This window comes from Providencia sp. PROV150 (assembly GCF_028481025.1).
Classification (GTDB): domain Bacteria; phylum Pseudomonadota; class Gammaproteobacteria; order Enterobacterales; family Enterobacteriaceae; genus Providencia; species Providencia hangzhouensis.
Map to the genome: position 1 here is coordinate 58,976 of NZ_JAMPPJ010000001.1, position 19,852 is coordinate 78,827.

Consider the following 19,852-nt stretch of genomic DNA (forward strand, 5'->3'; position numbering starts at 1 on the left):
CCTCCCTTTTTTAATGGTTTATCGCAAGAGTGGCGAAACCGACTGTTCTAAGCCGATGCTTTGTAGCATCAAAACCCCCATCAAAATAAATAAAATACCTGCCAAAATTTTCAGTGTGATTGCCCAATATGGGGAAAATGACTTTCCTTTTAAGCGTGATACGCGAACCGCATTATCACGCATTAAATGAACAAAAATAGCGATTAAACAAATAGTTAATGCAGTCCCCATTGCCATTGCTAAGGCAGCGATAACCCCCCACGCATAGACCTCAATGACATAAGAAAACAGCAATACAAGAATTGCCCCAGAGCAAGGGCGGATACCCATCGATAGGATAATCAATAGCTTACTTTTAAAACTGGATTGTAATTGATGGGACTGGATAACGTGTTGGTGCCCACAACCACAGTTGTCCGAGTGGCTATGGGCTTTTGTTTTACTTATTGCTTTCGTTGATGAATTCAGTGGTTGAATGCTTTTTATCTTGAGTGGTGCCAAGTGTCTTGATTTGCGGATTGACCAGCCACGACGCAATGCGCTGATGCATAAATAGCTACCCAGCAAAATGACAAATAGATAACTCGTTTGCTCTGCATATAAACTGGCTTGGTTGAGATGCTTAGTAGAGAGTTGGAATAGGATCAAGACTAAGGAAACTAAAGTAATCGCAACAAGCCCTTGTAAGAGCGAGGCAAGTAAACTAATGATAACACTCTGTTTTAAATGAGTCGCTTGGGTGGCAATATAAGTGGTAATAATTAATTTGCCATGCCCCGGCCCAAGGGCATGCAAAAAACCATACGCAAAACTGGCAACCACCAGTAACCCGCCTGCATACCATGGACGAGAGGTGGTTTCTTGCAATAGGTAAGATAACCCTTGGTTTAACTGTTTTTGCCAAGCTAGGCTAAGTTGTAACCATGATCCCCAGTGGGTGTATAGCTGCCAAGCGGCATAGGTTATAAGCCCCATAAACAGCGCAGTAATTATTAGTCTTTGCGTACGTAAAGGCATTATGGACATTGAATATCAACCCGTTGTGCAAATTGTTTGCCAAGTGCCAAATCTTCTTCTGGGCTATCACTTTTGTCTAAAGAGAAAGCGTAGGCGCGCATTGAATCGGTCACATTTGCTTCTTGTAGTTCCATCTGGCAATTTGCTGCAATATCTAAAGGTAGGTTAACTTGCTGTTTATTTTGGTAAGTCATGCTGACGTAGAATGTTGGGTCGTAAGTTTGAATTTCCACATGGGAACCTGCTATAGGCAGGGGTTGCATAAATGAAGCGGTAAAGAAGAAAACTAAAGAAAAGCCATCTTTTTCTAAATGGTAGCTATCAGGAATACGTTTAAAACTGACTTTCTTCCCCTGATAATAAAAATCAGTGAAATAATCTTGCATTAATATATTCGCCATAATAATAGCTTCTTGCTGTTTCCAACGCGGGTCATCCGGTTTAATGCCTTTTAATTCATACGCGATATCCGCTGATGTCATTGGATCCATTTTCCAAACATAGCTAATCCCTGAGTATTTATCTTGTTTACTTTCAAGGGAAATTTGCATTTCAATAAAACTATGAGGGTGTGCCGCTACTTGTGGAGCAACCATAAACAGAAATAGAAAATAGAAAGGAAAAAATCGCATCATTCAGTCAGCTAAATTGGTTTATCAAAAAAATGTTATAACATAACGAAAAGCAAACTAAAATATCTCGTAGTGATTTAAAATTCAACCTAAAACGATTGGTTAATACTTTTATCACGATAACCCTACAAATAAAGGGTTTTTTATTAACATAATAAGAGGGATAATACTCACCAAGATTTAAATAGGGTGGCAGCTCGCCTGAATTTATTTAAATTAAAATATTATCAATGAGTTAAATAGGATTAAGAACACCATGCCAGTGTTACATAACCAAATTTCAAATAAAATATTAAAAGAACGTATGTTGGCAGAAGTTGAGCCGCGCACCACTATCTCTTTTTATAAATATTTTAATATCCAAGACCCAAACGAATTTCGTAATCAATGGTACCAACAATTTAAAGCATTAAGCGTTTTTGGACGTGTTTATATTGCAAAAGAAGGTATTAACGCGCAAATCAGTGTGCCGGAATCTAATGTGGGCGCATTGCGCGAACTTATTTATGCAACAGACCCCGCATTAGATAACTTACGTTTAAATATTGCGATTGATGATGACGGTAAATCGTTCTGGGTGCTGCGTATGAAAGTCCGTGAGCGCGTGGTGGCTGATGGTATTGAGGACGAAACATTTAACCCTGCAAATACAGGTCAATATCTAAAAGCTCACGAAGTGAATGAAATGATTGATGACCCAAATACTGTTTTCGTCGATATGCGAAATCATTATGAGTACGAAGTAGGGCGTTTTGATAACGCGATTGAAATACCTTCAGATACATTTAGAGAGCAACTGCCAATGGCGGTGGAAATGCTGCAAGAGCAAAAAGACAAAAATGTCGTAATGTATTGTACTGGTGGGATCCGTTGTGAAAAAGCCAGTGCTTATATGCTGCATAATGGCTTTAAAAATGTTTACCATGTTGAAGGTGGGATTATTGAATACGCGCGTAAGGCGAAGGAACAAGGGTTGCCTTTGAGGTTTAAAGGGAAAAACTTTGTTTTTGACAACCGAATGGGAGAGCGTATTACAGAAGACACATTAGCACAATGCCACCAATGTGGTGCACCTTGTGATACACACACCAATTGCCGTAACGATGGCTGTCACTTGCTGTTTATCCAATGCTCTAGCTGTGCAGAAAAGTACGAAGGTTGCTGCAGTTCGTCTTGCACTGAAGAAATGAAACTTCCAGAGCAAGAACAACGCGCACGCCGTGCAGGTCGCGAAGTCAGTAATAAAATCTTTAATAAGTCACGTCACCGTTTATCCGATGGGTTATTAAATAAAGATAACTAATTATTGATGTTCTCTATAATAAGAAAGCCCTGTAATTAGGGCTGATTAGAGCAAGATAAAATTAATTGAAATAAAAAATTTATTTCATTCGATGTCATTACGTTGCTTATACCCCATGCATTTCGTATGAAATTCATGGGGTATTTGTTTATGGTTTACAGCAGGTAACGCCATTTTGTAAAGAAGTGTAATTTAAGACTTGAAATACGCGTAACTGGCACTATATAAGAATTGCACCAAGAAAGAGCATTATCCCATACTAGGTACACAGGTAATGGTGCATAGTCGTATGTGTTTAGTTTGATATAAAAATATTGAAGGAGAAATTATGTCTAACATTAGATCTTTTTCATTATTCCCAACATTATCCGATAGTCTACTTTCTAACAGATTTGACCAAATGGATCGTTTGTTTAGCCAGCTAACAGGTAATAGGCCTTTAACTTCAGAGCATCCGTATAATTTAAAACAAATAAATGAAACAAGCTATCAATTAACGGTTAGTGTTCCAGGTTATAAGGAAGAGGACTTAAGCGTATCCCTAAAAGGCGGGAAATTGTATGTTCAAGGTGAGCAATCAGCAGAATTAGTTAATGATTCTGAGAAATGGATCCATCAAGGAATAACGCAAAATAAGTTTTCCCTTGAATTTAATCTCGGTAAAAATGTGAAGATAGAAAGTGCTGAGTTATCTAGTGGTTTACTAACTCTGGATATTGAATATGAAATCCCGGATGAAGAAAAACCTCGAGTTATCGCTATTGAAAATAAAGATATAAAATCATAGAACTAAAATTTATGACTCGTCAGCAGCAGTTAGAGTGACTTTATAATATTGGACACTTTTGCTGACCGGTTTGTAAGGCCTGATTTCGTTATTCAAACGGAGTCAGGCCTTTTAGTTTTGTTTTAGTCGATTTAAATTAAAACATTTTTAATATAAATATTTAAATACATTATATATAAAAAATAACTCAATTCTATTTTTGACGAAAACTTTAGATGCGATATGTCTTTTCTGTGAATAGACAGTACTATTGCTAATTCCTAGTTTTCGAGAAATAATATGATTGGGTGTCTCATTCATCCAGTTATTAATAATATTTTGTTCTTTAATCGTGAAAATAGATGACTCAATATTATTAGCAAGTTTGGTGATTTTTTCTATTTGTTCATGGTCACGAATAACTTTATCAAGCGTTTGAATAATAATGCTTTTTGATAGAATAAAGTAATTATCCTTTAATAATAATGGGTTGTTTGTTTGCGGATAAGGAGCATTAATATAAATATAAAAGCGTGCATTATTAGTATTACTTAATAACTGCTGTAGAGTAGGGCAGTAATCAGAGTAATTACAATAGTAGGTTAGATTCACCAGTATAATGCTTGGTAGGTTTGTGTTCATAAAACCAATGGCTTCTTTTATACATCCTGTACTAATAAATTCGAGTTTTTTATTTTTAGATAAATATTCTGTAATGCCAAGACGTGTATAATAACATTCATCAATAACTAATATTCGCATTGGAACATCCTTGTTCAAGAAGATGGCTTACAATAAATTGGAATTGATAGAGAAGTCAACCAAGGATTAATAAAAACAATAAATAGTGTTCTTATTTGAAATTGCTAATTAGTAATTAATTAATAAGGTAATTATATAAAGACATATAATTATCTATATAGATGAATAAATTAAATGGATATTAGTGGCACTAATATCCATTTATTTTCCTAGTGTGTTTTAAAATCAAACTCAACATATTCCCCTGATTCTATCTTGTCTACGCCTGCTTGGAGAATATGAATAAGTTGTTTAGCCACATCAGTCGTTAGCCACATGGTTTTATCCACAATAGCATCACCTGTGTGTTTATCTTGCTCGGGGAGGTAGTGCAAACGCAACATCATAGCGTCGTAATCATCGACTGTGCTGATGTCCCAGCCAACTACTGGGTGGGTTTGAATGACATCATTTTTTTTATTCATATAAACCTCCTAATCAAACATCGTGATAAATAATAAATATCTATAACTGACTAAGAGCAATGACCTCGTGATGAGTCCACTTTTAGTATAAGGAGATTTCGTTAATAAGAAAGCAAATAAAACATTTTTTTTGTTTATATAGCAGAAAATGCATAAAACAGACAATAAGGATTGTAAAAACAGAATGGGAAGCACTTTGAACTTCCCATTAGTGTATAAACTACTGACCCAGAGCGACTGTCCAGCGCGCATCTTCTCCTGCTAAGAAAGGAACTAATTTATCATTACAGCAATCAATCGATTCGCAAGTAATATTTTGTTCTTTAGTTAGCGTAATAGTTCCTTCGTTTACAGGTAAGTTATAGAATTTAGGACCATTTAGTGAACAAAAAGCTTCGAAATGTGCCAAAGCACCCAGCTCTTCAAAAACAGTCGCGTAAGCCGCTAATGCGGTGGGAGCATTAAAGACCCCAGCACAACCACAGGTAGACTCTTTACGTGATTGTATATGTGGTGCGGTGTCGGTACCAAGGAAGAAACGGTCACAACCTGAAGCAACGGCTGCACGTAATGCTTCTTGGTGTACATTACGTTTCAAAATAGGCAAGCAAAATAAGTGCGGCCTTATACCACCAACTAACATATGGTTACGGTTAAACATCAAATGTTGAGGTGTTAAAGTTGCAGCTGTAAATTCATTTGCTTCTTGGACATATTGCGCCGCTTCTTTGGTGGTTATATGTTCAAAAACGACTTTGAGTTTTGGAAACTGTGCCCGTAATGGCAACATAACTTGCTCAATAAACAACGCTTCGCGGTCAAAAATATCGATATGGCTTGCGGTGACTTCACCATGGACCAGCAATGGCATTCCTGCTTGTTCCATCGCAGCTAATACGGGATAAATTTTTTTAATATCAGATACGCCATGACTAGAGTTTGTTGTTGCATTAGCCGGGTAGAGTTTACAGGCAGTAAATACCCCTTCGTTAAAGCCACGAACCACTTCAACAGGATCTGTGCTATCAGTAAGGTAGCAGGTCATTAAAGGGGTAAATTGATGCCCTTCTGGAACCGCTTTTAGGATGCGTTCACGATAAGCTTTTGCGGCTTCAATCGTTGTGACTGGTGGCACTAAATTCGGCATGACAATTGCACGGCCAAAAAATTCACTGGTATAGGGAACGACCGTTTTTAACATATCATCATCGCGAAAATGAACATGCCAATCATCAGGGCGGCGGATCGTTAGGGTAGTTACAGTTGTCATTAAACCGGCTCCATAGGGGAAGAGTGAATGATGAGCGAGTGCTCAAGCCGGAATAGAATGATAAAGGTAAAGTAAAAAAATAGCTATGAGAAATCACGATTATAGCTTATTTCAGGGGCAGATCGCGCAAATAACGTAAATAGGTGGCTTATTTAGTTTGTTCAATAGCAAAAAACCTGCTTAAGTTTCCTTAAGCAGGTTTTTCTAAATTTTGGCTCCTCCAGCTGGACTCGAACCAGCGACATACGGATTAACAGTCCGCCGTTCTACCGACTGAACTATGGAGGAACTCCTTGGTACGCAGAGGATATTAGCTTTCTCTCACCGCATTGTCAAAGGAGAATATCGAAAAAATTGTTTGTTTGCCTGTTATCTGTGCGAACTGTCGGAAGTTTGATCGAAAATAGAGTAGTGGTGATTAATCAAGGCCATACACTAACGAAAAGACTGAGACAAATCTGAGTTGATGAGCGGTATATTATTTCAAGTTTAGAGGTTAATCGTAGTTAATCACTACTAAGTCATGGATGGATATAAAGTAGTTTAATTTTTATCGCGGAAAGTGATACTGAAGATGATTCCTTGCGCAGTGGCAAGGTGGATTTGGTTATCGGTTCCTCTCGAGACTGGCACCCTGAAATTAAGGCTCAGAGCTTATTTAATAGTACTTTTCAGGCATTAGTTCGCCCAGAGCATCCAATTATCGGGCAGGTGACGCCTGAAAGCTTAACGCATTACCCACATATTAGCGTATCGCGCCGAGGGCGTACATTGGGGCCAATTGATGACGCATTACGCGACCTTCAATTACAGCGTAATGTTGCATTGACTTTACCTAGTTTTCATTCAGCCATGATGTTAACTATGAACTCTGACTATATTTTGCCGCTCCCTCGTCATGTGCTGCAAGGGGTAAAGAGTGTTAATTTGCCATTGGTTGAAATTGAACTTCCTTTGGGATTGGTGCCTATATTTATCGTGCAAGCATGGCACCCAAGGTTAGATAGGGACCCTGCGCATCAATGGTTACGCCAGACGATTAAACAATTTTTTCTAGAGAAAGAATAAGTATTTATTTTATGGTGGGAACTCTTGTATTTGCCGTAAGTAAAGTAATGCTAAGAAGAGTGATTTTTAGGTAGATAGCAAAAAGCCCGCATTAAGCGGGCTTTTTAAATTTGGCTCCTCCAGCTGGACTTGAACCAGCGACATACGGATTAACAGTCCGCCGTTCTACCGACTGAACTATGGAGGAATTGTTTTGTTCCTGAGAACGAGGCGCATATTACCCATCCTGTTCACTGTTGTAAAGTATAAAAATGAAAAAAATAGCCAAGTGGGCGTTAAGTAATCGATTTGGTGGTTATCTATCCTAATATATGATGCGTAATGCATACCAGATGGATTATGAGAGGTGCTAGGAGATCATTGATAGTAGAGATGAATGATATAATGGTGATATATATTTAGCAGATAGCAAAAAGCCCGCATTAAGCGGGCTTTTTAAATTTGGCTCCTCCAGCTGGACTTGAACCAGCGACATACGGATTAACAGTCCGCCGTTCTACCGACTGAACTATGGAGGAATTGCTTGTTCCTGAGAACGAGGCGCATATTAACGATATCATCTCAGGCTGTCAATCATAAAAACAGAAAAAATATCCAACTGCTCATTCAATGCACATTATGACGAAGTTTTACTCTAGTTAATTGATATTGAATTAATTTTGAGTTGCAAGTGTACCAGGTAATTGCGTAGAAACTTCAGGATAAGCGACATGATAGATATCATAAAAGGAAATCATTCCTTTTAATGCAATTAAACGCGATATTTCTTGTTTTATAGCAGAGCTAACATCTTGTGAATCAATGATTTTGCTTATCGCATTATCAGAAACTGGTTCAGTAACAAACCATTCCCCGTTATAACAGACACGTAAATCTAAGACGCCAATATCTTCAAAGTGATAAACAGGTTTGATGTCAAAAAGTAGTACACTTGCTAATACAATAAAAAGAATGGTGATACCCAGAGCCCAATAAGGACCAAAATAAGGGGCGTACCAAAGAATAATGGCTAGGGGGACATAAGCCGCAACCATACCAATACATAAATAAGGGTGGTTGGCGAGAAATTGGCTATTAAAATAAGGTTTCCCATCACGGTTTTCACGTTTATTGATGGCATCCAAATCTTCGACGAGTATTTGTTTGATAATATCCATGTGTATAACTCTCTGTCAGATATCTATACTAGGAGGGTATCACGAGCCGTCGAGATTGTTATATATCAGTTAAAAAAAATATTTACACAGATTGTCATTGTATCGGATAATTCTTACTGACATTTATTAGGTTGTTGGCTTTTTAAATTAAAGTTTTCTTTAAACTATCAACTAAATGCAGCGTTTTTGTTAACGTTATAGCCGATAAAAGTGACGCAATCGAAAAAACAGCATATTTTTGAGGTTTGCTCGTATAAAATAGTTGCTATTATCTTTAAGTCATGAGTTAATGAGTGTCGGCCTGTTTAGCAGTCCTATTTGATGTATGATTACTGAGTTAGTGTGTTCTAAAGAAGAAAGTTATCACAGATAGCCTTTGACCGTGACGCTTCATCTTGGTGTTTCCCTGATTAAATAGTTGACTCTGGCCCGTATATGCCAAAAGGCAAGTTTTTTTGATGTTATATAGGAAAAGTCAAATGTCCGACAAAATGAAAGGTCAAGTTAAGTGGTTCAACGAGTCTAAAGGCTTCGGTTTCATCACTCCAGCTGATGGTAGCAAAGACGTTTTCGTCCACTTCTCTGCCATTCAGGGCAATGGTTTCAAAACTCTGGCTGAAGGTCAGCAAGTTGAATTCACCATTGAAAACGGTGCAAAAGGCCCAGCAGCTGCTAACGTAACTGCTATCTAAGCTAATTGCTTAACTGATTTTCTAAAGCCCGTCATTTTTAATGACGGGCTTTTTCGTATGCGCTACATTTATGGTTAATATATTTTGCTGGAAAAGAATGTTATGAATATTAATGACCGTGTTTATGTAAAAACAGACGGAGAAGAGCGTCGAGAAGGAACTATTTTACTTATTGAACCCTTCAATGAAGGGGTAATGTATTTAATTGCATTACCTGATTACCCTGAAGGTATTTGGTTCTTTAATGAAAAAGAAGGCGATGAAGGGATTTTTGTTACGCCAATTGAAAGATAAGTTCAATTTAATGGGCACTTTGTCCTTTACTTAATAATTTTCCCCACTTATACTCCTTCCATCTTTTACTTAGGAGATTATTACTTGGACAGTCAGAGTTGGAATAAAAACTTAATTTAATGGCAAGCCAGTAATCGTCTTTTCTTTTCACTGCTTGCCACAACGGCGGGCGGTGTCTGATGTTTCCTCATCATACTACTCCCTTATAATTGTATTTCATTAGATAGCGTATTATAGCTGTATTGAGTGTGTATTATGTTGGTCTATATTTATTCTTTATTTCCTCCAGGCAATAGCTAATAGTTTTTGAGTAATTATTTTACTCAAAATATGGCTATATGCTTTTTATTAAGCATATAAATCATTATCCAAGTTATTTTTGGAGGGATTATCATGCTTTTTTCCCCTGATATTTTAAATTTGCTGTCTGCTATGTGTTTTGGTGCATTAATTGGTGCTGAGCGCCAGTGGCGTCAACGAATGGCGGGCTTGAGAACTAATGCACTGGTTGCAACCGGAGCGGCGGTATTTATTTTAAGTTCTGTAACAACATCACCTGATAGTCCTGGTCGTATTGCTGCCCAAGTGGTGTCAGGAATTGGTTTTCTCGGTGCGGGAGTGATTATGCGTGAAGGCATGAACATCCGAGGCCTAAATACTGCGGCAACGCTTTGGTGTTCCGCGGGGATCGGTGTTTTATGTGGATTAGGCCAGTATTCTTTGGCCTTGATGGCAACGTTATTAATTTTATGCGCCAATATTTTATTAAGAGAAGCGGCTTCACGAATTAATAAACAACCACAACAGCAAGCACTCGATGTAGAGCAACGTTATAAAATTCGCGTGATGTGCCATCAAACGGATGAAATTTTAGTAAGAACTCTTATTTTACAAGCAATTAATGGACTGCATATTCGGCTGCAATCGTTAAGTAGTGCAGACACACTAAAGCCTGAGCAGCTAGAAGTGTGCGCTGAATTTCTTGCGACACCTGCCGAGCAAAAAGAAATTGAAGCATTGGTATGCAGAATAAGTCTTGAGCAAAGTGTTAGTGCTATCAATTGGAAAGTGGCATCAGAGCTACCGGCTTGATGACTTTAAATTAACTCACTATAGGAGCTGAAATGGACGACCACCCTCCGTCATGGAGTAGTAAATCGCAGCTATCTAACTGATAATAAGATAATTTTATTTCAGTTGGATAGCGTTAAAATTACGAGTGTTGTATTCGAGACAACGTTATGACTGAAATAAGACAACCGCGCAAAAGCGTCAAAGCCGCTGCACGCCAAAAATTTATTGTTGGCGAACAAGCGAGTAAAAATATTGAGCAAGTGCTCAATGAATATCAAACAAATCTATTAGGCTTATCAGAGAATGAGGCGATGGACCGTCTTGTGACTGAAGGTGAAAATGAAGTTGCTCATGAAAAAGCCCCTCCAGCATGGAAGCAACTACTCACTTCTTTTAAAAATCCATTTATATTCGTACTGATTGTATTAGCTGTTGTTAGCTTTTTTACGGATTATGTTATTCCTGAACGCCAAGGCGAAGAAACAGATTTAACCGGCGTGATTATTATTGTCACAATGGTTTTATTGAGTGGTTTTTTACGTTTTTGGCAAGAGTATCGTACCAACAAGGCTGCGGAAGCATTGAAATCCTTAGTTCGTACGACGGCTACTGTATTTCGTCGTGATAATAAAACGGGGCGTTCTGTTAGAAAAGAGGTACCGATCAAATGCTTAGTACCTGGGGATATTGTGTTGTTATCCGCTGGAGATATGGTTCCTGCTGATTTAAAGCTAGTCGAATCAAGAGACTTGTTTATCAGCCAAGCCATTCTAACAGGGGAATCAATACCCGTAGAAAAATACGACACATTAGGTGACGTTTCAGCCAAAAATTTAGATCCGGTATCGCCAACTGAAAATGAACTGTTAGAAATTTCAAATATTTGTTTAATGGGAACCAATGTTACCAGCGGGACGGCGCGTGGAATTGTGGTGGCAACAGGCGGGAAAACCTATCTAGGCTCGTTGGCCAAATCTATTGTGGGGAGTCGTGCGCAAACTTCGTTTGATCGTGGTGTGAATAGCGTAAGCTGGTTATTGATTCGCTTTATGTTAGTCATGGTACCAATCGTCTTACTTATCAATGGGTTTACAAAAGGAGATTGGTTCGAAGCTACACTATTTTCACTGGCGGTTGCCGTGGGTTTAACACCGGAAATGTTACCGATGATTGTTAGCTCGAATTTAGCCAAAGGTGCAATTGCCATGTCAAAGCACAAGGTGATTGTTAAAAGGTTAAATGCTATCCAAAACTTTGGCGCAATGGATGTGCTGTGTACGGATAAAACGGGAACATTGACGCAAGATCGTATTATTTTAGAACATTATTTGGACAGCAATGGGCAAAAAAATAGTAAAATTTTGCAACTAGCTTGGCTAAACAGCTTCCACCAAAGTGGGGCTAAAAATATGATGGATCAGGCAATTATTCGTCGTGGTAGAGGGAACAGTGAAGTTGAGCAGCTAAAAGCATTCCAAAAAATTGATGAGTTACCCTTTGATTTTATTCGACGCAAATTGTCAGTGACAGTACGAACACCGAAAGGCGAAGCCCTACTTATTTGTAAAGGTGCCGCGGAGGAAATGTTAGCTGTCTGCCAAAGTTACCAACAAGATGGTGAGCTGCATTTACTTGACGACCAAGCAAGGGTAAAAATTACTGAGCTAGTGAGTGATTACAACAGACAAGGATTTCGTGTATTGTTACTTGCAACTCGTCGTTTGAATGATGCAGAAGCCAGCTTACCGCTTTCTGCTCAAGCCGAGTATCAGTTAGAACTACAAGGCATTTTAACTTTTCTTGACCCAGCAAAAGAAAGCGCAATTTCAGCCATTGCCGCATTACGTGAAAATGGCGTTACGGTTAAGGTGTTGACGGGTGATAATGCCATTATTACCGAAAAAATCTGTCATGATGTTGGCTTAAACATCAGCGAAATCATGACGGGTTTAGAAGTTGAAGAACTGACAGACGAAGAGTTAAGCCAGAAAGTTGAGCAAGTTTCAGTTTTTTGTAAATTAACACCATTGCAAAAATCCCGTATTTTAAAGCGGTTACAAGCAAATGGACATACCGTTGGTTTTCTCGGTGATGGGATCAACGATGCGCCCGCATTACGTGATGCTGATGTAGGAATTTCAGTTGACACAGGGACGGATATTGCTAAGGAATCTGCGGATATTATCCTACTTGAAAAAGACTTAATGGTATTAGAGCAGGGGGTAATTAAAGGGCGTGAAACTTTTGGTAATATTATTAAATACTTAAATATGACCGCGAGCTCTAACTTTGGTAACGTATTTTCTGTATTAATTGCCAGTGCATTTATTCCCTTCCTACCGATGCTAGCCATTCATTTGCTCGTTCAAAATTTACTGTATGATATTTCCCAGCTTGCATTACCCTGGGATAAAATGGATAAAGAGTTTTTAAAACGTCCTCGCAAATGGGATGCGAAAAATATTGGCCGCTTTATGATTTGGATTGGGCCAACCTCATCTATCTTTGATATCACAACTTTTGCGTTAATGTGGTATGTATTCCAAGCGAATAGTGTCGCTCATGAAGCGCTGTTCCAATCAGGTTGGTTTGTTGAAGGTTTACTTTCACAGACGTTGGTTGTTCATATGTTAAGAACACAAAAAATACCGTTTATACAAAGCACTGCCGCATTACCTGTTATGTTAACAACAGGGTTAATTATGGCTCTTGGTTTATATATTCCATTTTCTTCATTTGGTGAAATGATAGGGTTACAACCGTTGCCAATAGAATATTTCCCATGGCTCGCTCTCACATTAGTCAGTTATTGTGTTGTAGCTCAACTAATGAAGCAATTTTATATTAAACGTTTTGGAACGTGGTTATAAAATAATGTTAAAAGGTGTGAGGCCAAGGGGGGCTTGCACCTTTGGGTAGCTGTATCGTATGGGTTATTTGATATTTATTGTAACTCATTAATATTCATAAAATAAAAAGAGCCATAATAATAATGGCTCTTTTTGATTACAGAATAAAAAGAATAGGGCTTATTGCAGGCCTAAAGCAGTTTTCATCTGTTTCATTGCATCAATACCCTGTTGGCAAGCTTTATCTTGCTGGTCTTTAGGTAGTGCAGCAACCTGTTTTTTACCCTCTTCCAGCTGACCTTTCATTGCGTCTAACTGAGCTTTTGCTTGCGGGTTTTCTGAAGCTTTAGCAATTAAGCTATCAACTTCAGCGAAGTAAGCGTTACAAGTTTCAGTTGCGCCAGCAACTTCACCTTTTTTCTCTTCTTCTGAACAAGCAGTGATTGTCAGTGCCAATAAACCCATACCACAAGCTAAAATCAACTTTTTCATAATCAACCTTATTAAAATTATTTATATAGCGAATTGAGTATATAAGAGATGTTTTTAATATCAAACGTGACAAATCCTAAAATAATACATCGGTTAATTAATTAAATTTCAATTTAATTGGGCTATCGTATTTTGTTTTAGCTCATTTCCGTTACATAAATTCACGGAGATAAATAAGTTGTTTTTTATCATTATGTTATAGATTTCCTTTAACTATTCTATGTTTGTCTAGAGTAATTGGTAAGTGGAAGAAAAATGGAAAGCAGATAAAAGAAGTATGAGGGCTATTAGGGTAAGGGGATAATGGTTAGTTAATTTAATAAATATATTTTTTGACGAAAATTATGTTTTAGCTACCAAGATAGAATAATACGTCATACGTGTATTCACCTATAAAAATGCCTATATAAGCCTTTTTAATATCGTTATAACGTTTTTTTATATGCGATTAAATATATTAAAAAATCGTTTATTTGTAACAAAATGTTTACGGGCGAATGATAAGTTTTCACTATGAAATATTTATAGAATTAATGGCTGTTCATTTAAGATGCAATTATAGATGTGAAAGGTGAGCTAGTTCACAAATTTAAGAATAAAACCTTTGTATAGGTACCAGTTTGATTTTTAAATTAAATTTTCTTTGTACGAAGATGAAATTATCAGGTAGAGTCTTTGTTTTTAAGCGAACTAATGAAGAAATATCGCTTAACTTATGGTTAATGATAAGTGTACAGGGTTAACGACAATTAAGTTAATTTTGTTGACGCTAACTCAAATTCATACCAAAATTGACTCACCGTAGAAATTCGCCAAAGAGCGAGAGACGGGTTAGAATGTTTTTAACAAAGGGCGATAACTTTTCTTACTGTACATTTTTAGAATGATGAGTTCTCTAAAGGTAAAGTAAGGATATATGATATGGGTTCACCATATCGCAATGCAACATAGCAGATATTATATTAATGCTATGGGCATACAATGTATGTAGCCTGACTTATCTGGTTACAATTTTATATTTAGACTTACACACAGGGCTTTACCATTATGTCTGCTTCTATTGTAAAGAAACGGCCTCTGAGTCGTTACATCAAAGATTTTAAACACAGCCAAACTCATTGTGCACACTGTCACAAAACCCTTGATCGCATCTCTTTAGTTTTCAACGATGACATCTTAAATAAAGAAGCTATCGCTGACATGACTGAATTGGTTGATGAAGGCACTTGGGGGGAGCTGCAAGATAAATTTACTGCACTTTGTCGTTTTTGTAGTGAAATTTATTGCAATAGTAATACTGATTATTTTGATATTATGTCATTTAAACAGTATTTATTCTTACAGACTGAGATGAGCCACAGTACGGTTCGTGAATATGTTGTTCGCTTACGCCGTTTAGATGAATTGTTATCTTCCTCTAATTTTTCTATGAAAGAATTTACTGCGAGTAAAGTTCAAGAAGAGTTGAGTGAAAAAATGACAGATTCTGCATTTAGTAATTACAATATTGCATTACGTAAATATGAACAATATTTATTCTGGGAATCAGAAAAATGCAATAATTAGAATAACATATTGAAAATAAGCATTGCTATTTTCTTTGTTGTTTTTAAGTAATGGTGTCCCCGTGGGCACCTTTTATGTTTTTAGCGGGCAGCTCTTTGGGATAGCACTTATCTGATAGGAACACTGACGGTTATTCTTATGAGATAAGTGTATTTTTAAATAAATATGTAATCATGTATGGCCTGGCCTTCGTAGATAACGAAGCCAGGCCTTTTACTTATTACCCAATCGTCATTAAGCTAGCATTACCACCTGCTGCAGCGGTATTGACACTCAATGAACGTTCATGAAGTAGGCGTTCAGTCATCAGGTTAGTTTCACCACGTTCAAAGCCTTGAACTGAAATAATTGGCCCTTTACGTTGTGCAACCACTGCGCAAACTTCTTTTAACTGATCGCTGTCACCATGATAAATAACCCCTTCGATTGGCTCTTTCGATTCTATCCAGTTTTTAGTTATCGATATGGTTTTTCTCACTTTTTCAGGTAGTGACTTAAACAGCTTCTGATGGAGCTCACTATCTGGCCATAACACCTGACAACCCGCAGAAAGTACAGCTGTTAGCTGGGTTAAGCAATCTTGTTCATTATCGCTAAGGCATAAAATCAAACCACGCGGGCGCAAGGTATAGGTATTTCTTTCTCCTGTTGGGCCCGGTAATACACGGGTGGTTCCTGTTTGACTATGGCGTGTAAATAGCTCAATCACGGAAGGCGAAATAACCGAGTTTTGTTTTTCAGACCATTGTGTAAGTGCTTCAAATGGTTCAAGTAAAACAGTTTTAGCACTGGCATCCATGGGTAAATGGCTATCTTGTCGCTCTAAGGTATTTGAAACTGCGTTATCTGGACGTTCGCTTAATAAACGGTAAAGGTATAATGGCCCACCTGCTTTAGGCCCAGTTCCAGATAAACCTTCACCACCAAAAGGTTGCACCCCAACAACGGCACCAACCATATTGCGGTTTACGTACAGATTGCCAACTTTAGCTTTTGAAACAACTTGGTTGATAGTTTCATCGATACGAGTGTGAACACCAAGTGTCAGTCCATAACCGGCTGCATTAATTTGTTCAACAAGTGCTTCTAACTCATCTCGTTTAAAACGTACAACGTGCAGAACAGGACCAAAGATCTCTTTTTTCAGCTCACTAACATCATCAAGTTCTATTAATGTTGGCTTAACATAGGTTCCTTCCTGTTGCTCTTGCTGATCATCATGGTTCTCAAATGCTGCTTGGAAGACCGATTTCCCTTTGCTGCGCATTTTTTGAATATGTTGATCGATATTCTCTTTTGCTTCATGGTCAATCACAGGGCCTATATCGGTTGATAAATGCTCAGGGTTCCCCATACGGCACTCTTCCATTGCGCCTTTTAACATACGAATCGTTCTATCTGCGACATCCTCTTGGATACATAAAATGCGCAGGGCCGAACAACGTTGACCCGCACTATCAAAAGCAGATGCGACGACATCAGTGACAACCTGTTCTGTGAGTGCAGAAGAATCAACTATCATTGCATTTAATCCGCCGGTTTCTGCAATCAGCGGGGTAGGCCGTCCTTGTGCATCTAAGCGCCCTGCAATATTACGTTGAAGTAACCCTGCGACTTCTGTTGACCCTGTAAACATGACCCCGCGAACACGAGTATCACCAACGAGTTGAGCGCCAATGGTTTCACCTTTACCCGGTAAAAATTGCAGTACATCGCGAGGAATACCCGCTTGATGCAAAATAGATACCGCGATAGCGCCGATTAATGGTGTTTGTTCAGCTGGTTTCGCGAGTACGGTGTTACCTGCTGCGAGAGCCGCAGCAATTTGGCCTGAAAATATTGCTAACGGGAAGTTCCACGGACTAATACAGACCACAGGCCCTAAAGGACGGTGTGTGTTGTTATCAAAATCATTCTTGACTTGGGTTGCATAGTAATTAAGAAAATCTACCGCTTCCCTAACTTCCGCAATCGCATTGTTGTAGGTTTTACCGGCTTCACGTACTAAAATATCTAACAGCGGTTGTAACTGTTGCTCCATGAGGTCAGCGGCTCGTAATAAGATGGCCGCTCGTTCAGAAGGAGGCGTTGCGAACCAGATAGTACCTGCATTGTTAGCGGTATTTAATGCATGTTCAGCTTCTTGTTCTGTTGTTTCACGAACGTGGCCGACAATATCTTTGTGGCAGGCAGGGTTAATAATTGGTGTCGCATCGGGCAATGCTTGCGAAGCTTGGAAGTCGCCCCCTAACAGTGGTTCTGCCATTTTTTGCTGCATAGCAGCACTCAGTAGGGCACTTGATAGCGAAGCCAGTCGATGCTCGTTTGATAGGTCAAGCCCCATCGAATTCACACGCTCTTGCCCGTATAAATCACGTGGTAACGGAATTTTTGGATGCGGTAAGCCAATTTGTCCTTCAGTTTTAGACAGTTCTAAAACATCTTTAACTGGGTCGGCAACTAATTCATCTAGAGGAATAGTGGCATCAGCGATACGGTTTACAAATGAAGTATTTGCGCCATTTTCTAACAATCGACGCACCAAGTAGGCAAGTAGCGTCTCGTGAGTACCGACTGGTGCATAAATACGGCAAGGGCGGTTTAGCTTGCCATCAGCAACCTTACCAACCACTTGTTCATAAAGCGGCTCACCCATTCCATGTAGGCATTGGAATTCGTATTGACCAGGGTAGTAGTTTTTACCTGCAATTTGGTAGATAGCAGAGAGAGTATGTGCATTATGTGTTGCAAACTGCGGGTAGATTAAATTGGGAACCGACAACAGTTTTCGTGCACAGGCAATATAAGAAACGTCAGTATACACCTTACGCGTATAAACTGGATAACCTTCTAGCCCATCCATTTGTGCGCGCTTGATTTCACTGTCCCAATAAGCACCTTTTACTAGGCGGATCATTAAGCGACGTTGGCTGCGTTCAGCTAAATTTATGATTGAGTCAATCACAAATGGGCAGCGTTTTTGATAGGCCTGAATTACAAAGCCAATCCCATTCCAACCCGCGAGTTGTGGCTCAAAACAGAGTTTTTCTAGCAAATCTAAAGAGATTTCTAAGCGGTCGGCTTCTTCTGCGTCAATATTAATCCCTACATCGTATTGGTGCGCTTGTAATACGAGGGATAATAGGCGTGGATAAAGTTCTTCCATCACGCGAGAGTATTGTGCGCGGCTATAACGTGGATGTAATGCAGATAGCTTAATTGAAATACCAGGGCCTTCATAAATGCCGCGGCCATTTGATGCTTTACCAATCGCGTGGATAGCTTGTTGGTAAGACACCATGTAATCTTGTGCATCTTTTTCCGTTAATGCGGCTTCGCCCAGCATGTCGTAGGAATAGCGGAAGCCTTTATCTTCGAGCTTTCGCGCGTTAGCGAGTGCTTGGGAGATAGTTTCGCCAGTAACAAATTGCTCTCCCATAAGGCGCATCGCCATATCAACACCTTTACGCACCAGTGGTTCACCACTTTTACTAATGATGCGATTAAGTGAGGTTGAGAGTTTAGCTTCATTATGCGTAGAAACTAATTTCCCCGTAAATAGCAGACCCCAAGTTGCAGCATTAACAAACATTGAGCTACTTTGGCCGAGGTGTGATTGCCAGTTTCCATTGCTGATTTTGTCACGGATAAGTGCATCACGAGTTGCTTTATCAGGAATACGTAATAAGGCCTCTGCGAGACACATTAATGCGACACCTTCCTGAGATGAAAGTGAAAACTCTTGAAGTAGGCCTTGAACCAAACCTGACCGGCCGATGCCATTTTTTTGATTACGCAGTTTTTCAGCGATTGAATAAGCTAACTTATGAGCAGCTTCAGCTTGTTCTGTAGGGAGCTGTGCTTGTTGTAACAACATTGGCACGGCTTGTGTTTCAGGAATTCGGTAAGCAGAAGTAATTGCAGAGCGTTTTACAGATTGTGGTAAAATGTGCTCTGCGAAATCTAAGAATGGTTGATAGTTAGATTCAACGGTGGTGTCTTCATCAGAAGTTTGATTTTCTTTTACATTGATACCCGGTGCGAGCTCTGGAAAGGCTTGGCCATTATCGAGTTGTTCTAGGTAATTATAAATAGCTTGTTTGATAAGCCAGTGTGATGTGCGGTCAAGACGCTGAGCGGCATTTTTAATGCGTTCACGAGTTGCTTCATCAAGTCTCACACCCATAGTTGTTGTGCTACTCATCTTAATTCCTCTAGGTCACGAGTCATTTTAATCAAAAAGTTACACCACATTATCTTAATGTTGCAACTTTGTGCAACATTGTTAAGCGTGATTTCTGAAGAAAATGTGAAACATATCGGGTTTTTTAAGTTTTAATATTTTCAAGTAAATCATTTTTGATTTATTTATTATATTTTACATGTAGTTATATTTATTTTGTTTTAGGTGGAATAGTTAAACATTCGATTGTGAATTTAAGTTTA

At 38.7% G+C, this 19,852-nt stretch carries 16 protein-coding genes and 3 tRNA genes; 8 read left to right on the top strand and 11 right to left on the bottom strand.

Translation table 11 applies throughout. The annotated features are described in order from the left end of the window. Positions 1–18: 18 nt before the first annotated feature. Both PSE83_RS00280 and PSE83_RS00285 read right to left on the bottom strand, forming a co-directional pair. Positions 19–1,026, bottom strand: coding sequence for a nickel/cobalt transporter (locus PSE83_RS00280; protein WP_036957865.1), 1,008 nt, complete (start codon positions 1,024–1,026; stop codon positions 19–21). Beyond that, complete coding sequence (locus PSE83_RS00285) at positions 1,017–1,652, bottom strand: DUF1007 family protein (protein ID WP_004255842.1); 636 nt, start codon at positions 1,650–1,652, stop codon at positions 1,017–1,019. Before PSE83_RS00285 ends, PSE83_RS00280 begins: the two co-directional genes overlap by 10 nt. 253 nt (positions 1,653–1,905) lie before the next feature. On the opposite strand from PSE83_RS00285, the gene trhO reads away from it, so the two are divergent. After that, complete coding sequence (trhO, locus tag PSE83_RS00290) at positions 1,906–2,952, top strand: oxygen-dependent tRNA uridine(34) hydroxylase TrhO (protein WP_272660579.1); 1,047 nt, start codon at positions 1,906–1,908, stop codon at positions 2,950–2,952. Positions 2,953–3,280: 328 nt separating this feature from the next. Next, positions 3,281–3,739, top strand: a complete 459-nt coding sequence (locus PSE83_RS00295) for an Hsp20 family protein (RefSeq protein ID WP_036957864.1) — start codon at positions 3,281–3,283, stop codon at positions 3,737–3,739. 147 nt (positions 3,740–3,886) lie between these two features. On the opposite strand, the gene PSE83_RS00300 is transcribed toward PSE83_RS00295, so the two are convergent. The 4 genes from PSE83_RS00300 to PSE83_RS00315 all read right to left on the bottom strand — a co-directional run bounded on the left by PSE83_RS00300 (position 3,887) and on the right by PSE83_RS00315 (position 6,502). Continuing rightward, positions 3,887–4,480: a LuxR C-terminal-related transcriptional regulator gene (locus PSE83_RS00300; protein ID WP_153673605.1), complete on the bottom strand. Its 594-nt coding sequence runs from the start codon at positions 4,478–4,480 to the stop codon at positions 3,887–3,889. Positions 4,481–4,689: 209 nt separating this feature from the next. Further along, complete coding sequence (gene bssS, locus PSE83_RS00305; protein WP_004255804.1) at positions 4,690–4,944, bottom strand: biofilm formation regulator BssS; 255 nt, start codon at positions 4,942–4,944, stop codon at positions 4,690–4,692. Between the two features lie 220 nt (positions 4,945–5,164). Further along, positions 5,165–6,214, bottom strand: coding sequence for a dihydroorotase (pyrC, locus tag PSE83_RS00310; RefSeq protein WP_272660580.1), 1,050 nt, complete (start codon positions 6,212–6,214; stop codon positions 5,165–5,167). 212 nt (positions 6,215–6,426) lie between these two features. After that, a tRNA-Asn gene (locus PSE83_RS00315) sits at positions 6,427–6,502 on the bottom strand. A gap of 294 nt (positions 6,503–6,796) precedes the next feature. On the opposite strand from PSE83_RS00315, the gene PSE83_RS00320 reads away from it, so the two are divergent. After that, positions 6,797–7,282 carry a LysR substrate-binding domain-containing protein gene (locus PSE83_RS00320; protein WP_226617105.1) on the top strand — a complete coding sequence of 162 codons (486 nt, stop codon included), beginning with the start codon at positions 6,797–6,799 and terminating at the stop codon, positions 7,280–7,282. A 111-nt stretch (positions 7,283–7,393) separates the two neighbouring features. Here the strand turns inward: PSE83_RS00320 and PSE83_RS00325 are convergent. From PSE83_RS00325 to PSE83_RS00335, 3 genes are all read right to left on the bottom strand, one after another. Beyond that, positions 7,394–7,469: transfer RNA gene (locus PSE83_RS00325), tRNA-Asn, on the bottom strand. Between the two features lie 255 nt (positions 7,470–7,724). Then, a tRNA-Asn gene (locus PSE83_RS00330) sits at positions 7,725–7,800 on the bottom strand. A 135-nt stretch (positions 7,801–7,935) separates the two neighbouring features. Continuing rightward, positions 7,936–8,439: a YlaC family protein gene (locus PSE83_RS00335; RefSeq protein ID WP_004265669.1), complete on the bottom strand. Its 504-nt coding sequence runs from the start codon at positions 8,437–8,439 to the stop codon at positions 7,936–7,938. Between the two features lie 479 nt (positions 8,440–8,918). On the opposite strand from PSE83_RS00335, the gene cspE reads away from it, so the two are divergent. From cspE to mgtA, 4 genes are all read left to right on the top strand, one after another. Beyond that, positions 8,919–9,131, top strand: a complete 213-nt coding sequence (gene cspE, locus PSE83_RS00340) for a transcription antiterminator/RNA stability regulator CspE (protein WP_004909801.1) — start codon at positions 8,919–8,921, stop codon at positions 9,129–9,131. Positions 9,132–9,233: 102 nt separating this feature from the next. Further along, entirely contained in the window at positions 9,234–9,425 is a 192-nt protein-coding gene (gene dsrB / locus PSE83_RS00345) for a protein DsrB (protein WP_004255792.1), read from the top strand. A gap of 393 nt (positions 9,426–9,818) precedes the next feature. Continuing rightward, entirely contained in the window at positions 9,819–10,517 is a 699-nt protein-coding gene (locus tag PSE83_RS00350; RefSeq protein ID WP_004255789.1) for an MgtC family protein, read from the top strand. 149 nt (positions 10,518–10,666) lie between these two features. Further along, a complete protein-coding gene (mgtA, locus tag PSE83_RS00355; protein WP_110591504.1) occupies positions 10,667–13,369 on the top strand; it encodes a magnesium-translocating P-type ATPase in 2,703 nt (900 codons plus the stop codon). A gap of 159 nt (positions 13,370–13,528) precedes the next feature. Here mgtA and PSE83_RS00360 read toward each other — a convergent pair whose 3' ends face one another. Further along, a complete protein-coding gene (locus PSE83_RS00360) occupies positions 13,529–13,840 on the bottom strand; it encodes a DUF5339 domain-containing protein (RefSeq protein WP_004255760.1) in 312 nt (103 codons plus the stop codon). Positions 13,841–14,887: 1,047 nt separating this feature from the next. Between PSE83_RS00360 and fliZ the strand changes: the two genes are divergently transcribed. Continuing rightward, positions 14,888–15,406: a flagella biosynthesis regulatory protein FliZ gene (gene fliZ, locus PSE83_RS00365; RefSeq protein WP_004255757.1), complete on the top strand. Its 519-nt coding sequence runs from the start codon at positions 14,888–14,890 to the stop codon at positions 15,404–15,406. Between the two features lie 220 nt (positions 15,407–15,626). On the opposite strand, the gene putA is transcribed toward fliZ, so the two are convergent. After that, the gene (gene putA, locus PSE83_RS00370) at positions 15,627–19,610 is read right to left on the bottom strand and encodes a trifunctional transcriptional regulator/proline dehydrogenase/L-glutamate gamma-semialdehyde dehydrogenase (RefSeq protein ID WP_272660581.1); all 3,984 of its coding nucleotides are present in this window, start codon (positions 19,608–19,610) and stop codon (positions 15,627–15,629) included. Positions 19,611–19,852 lie beyond the last annotated feature (242 nt).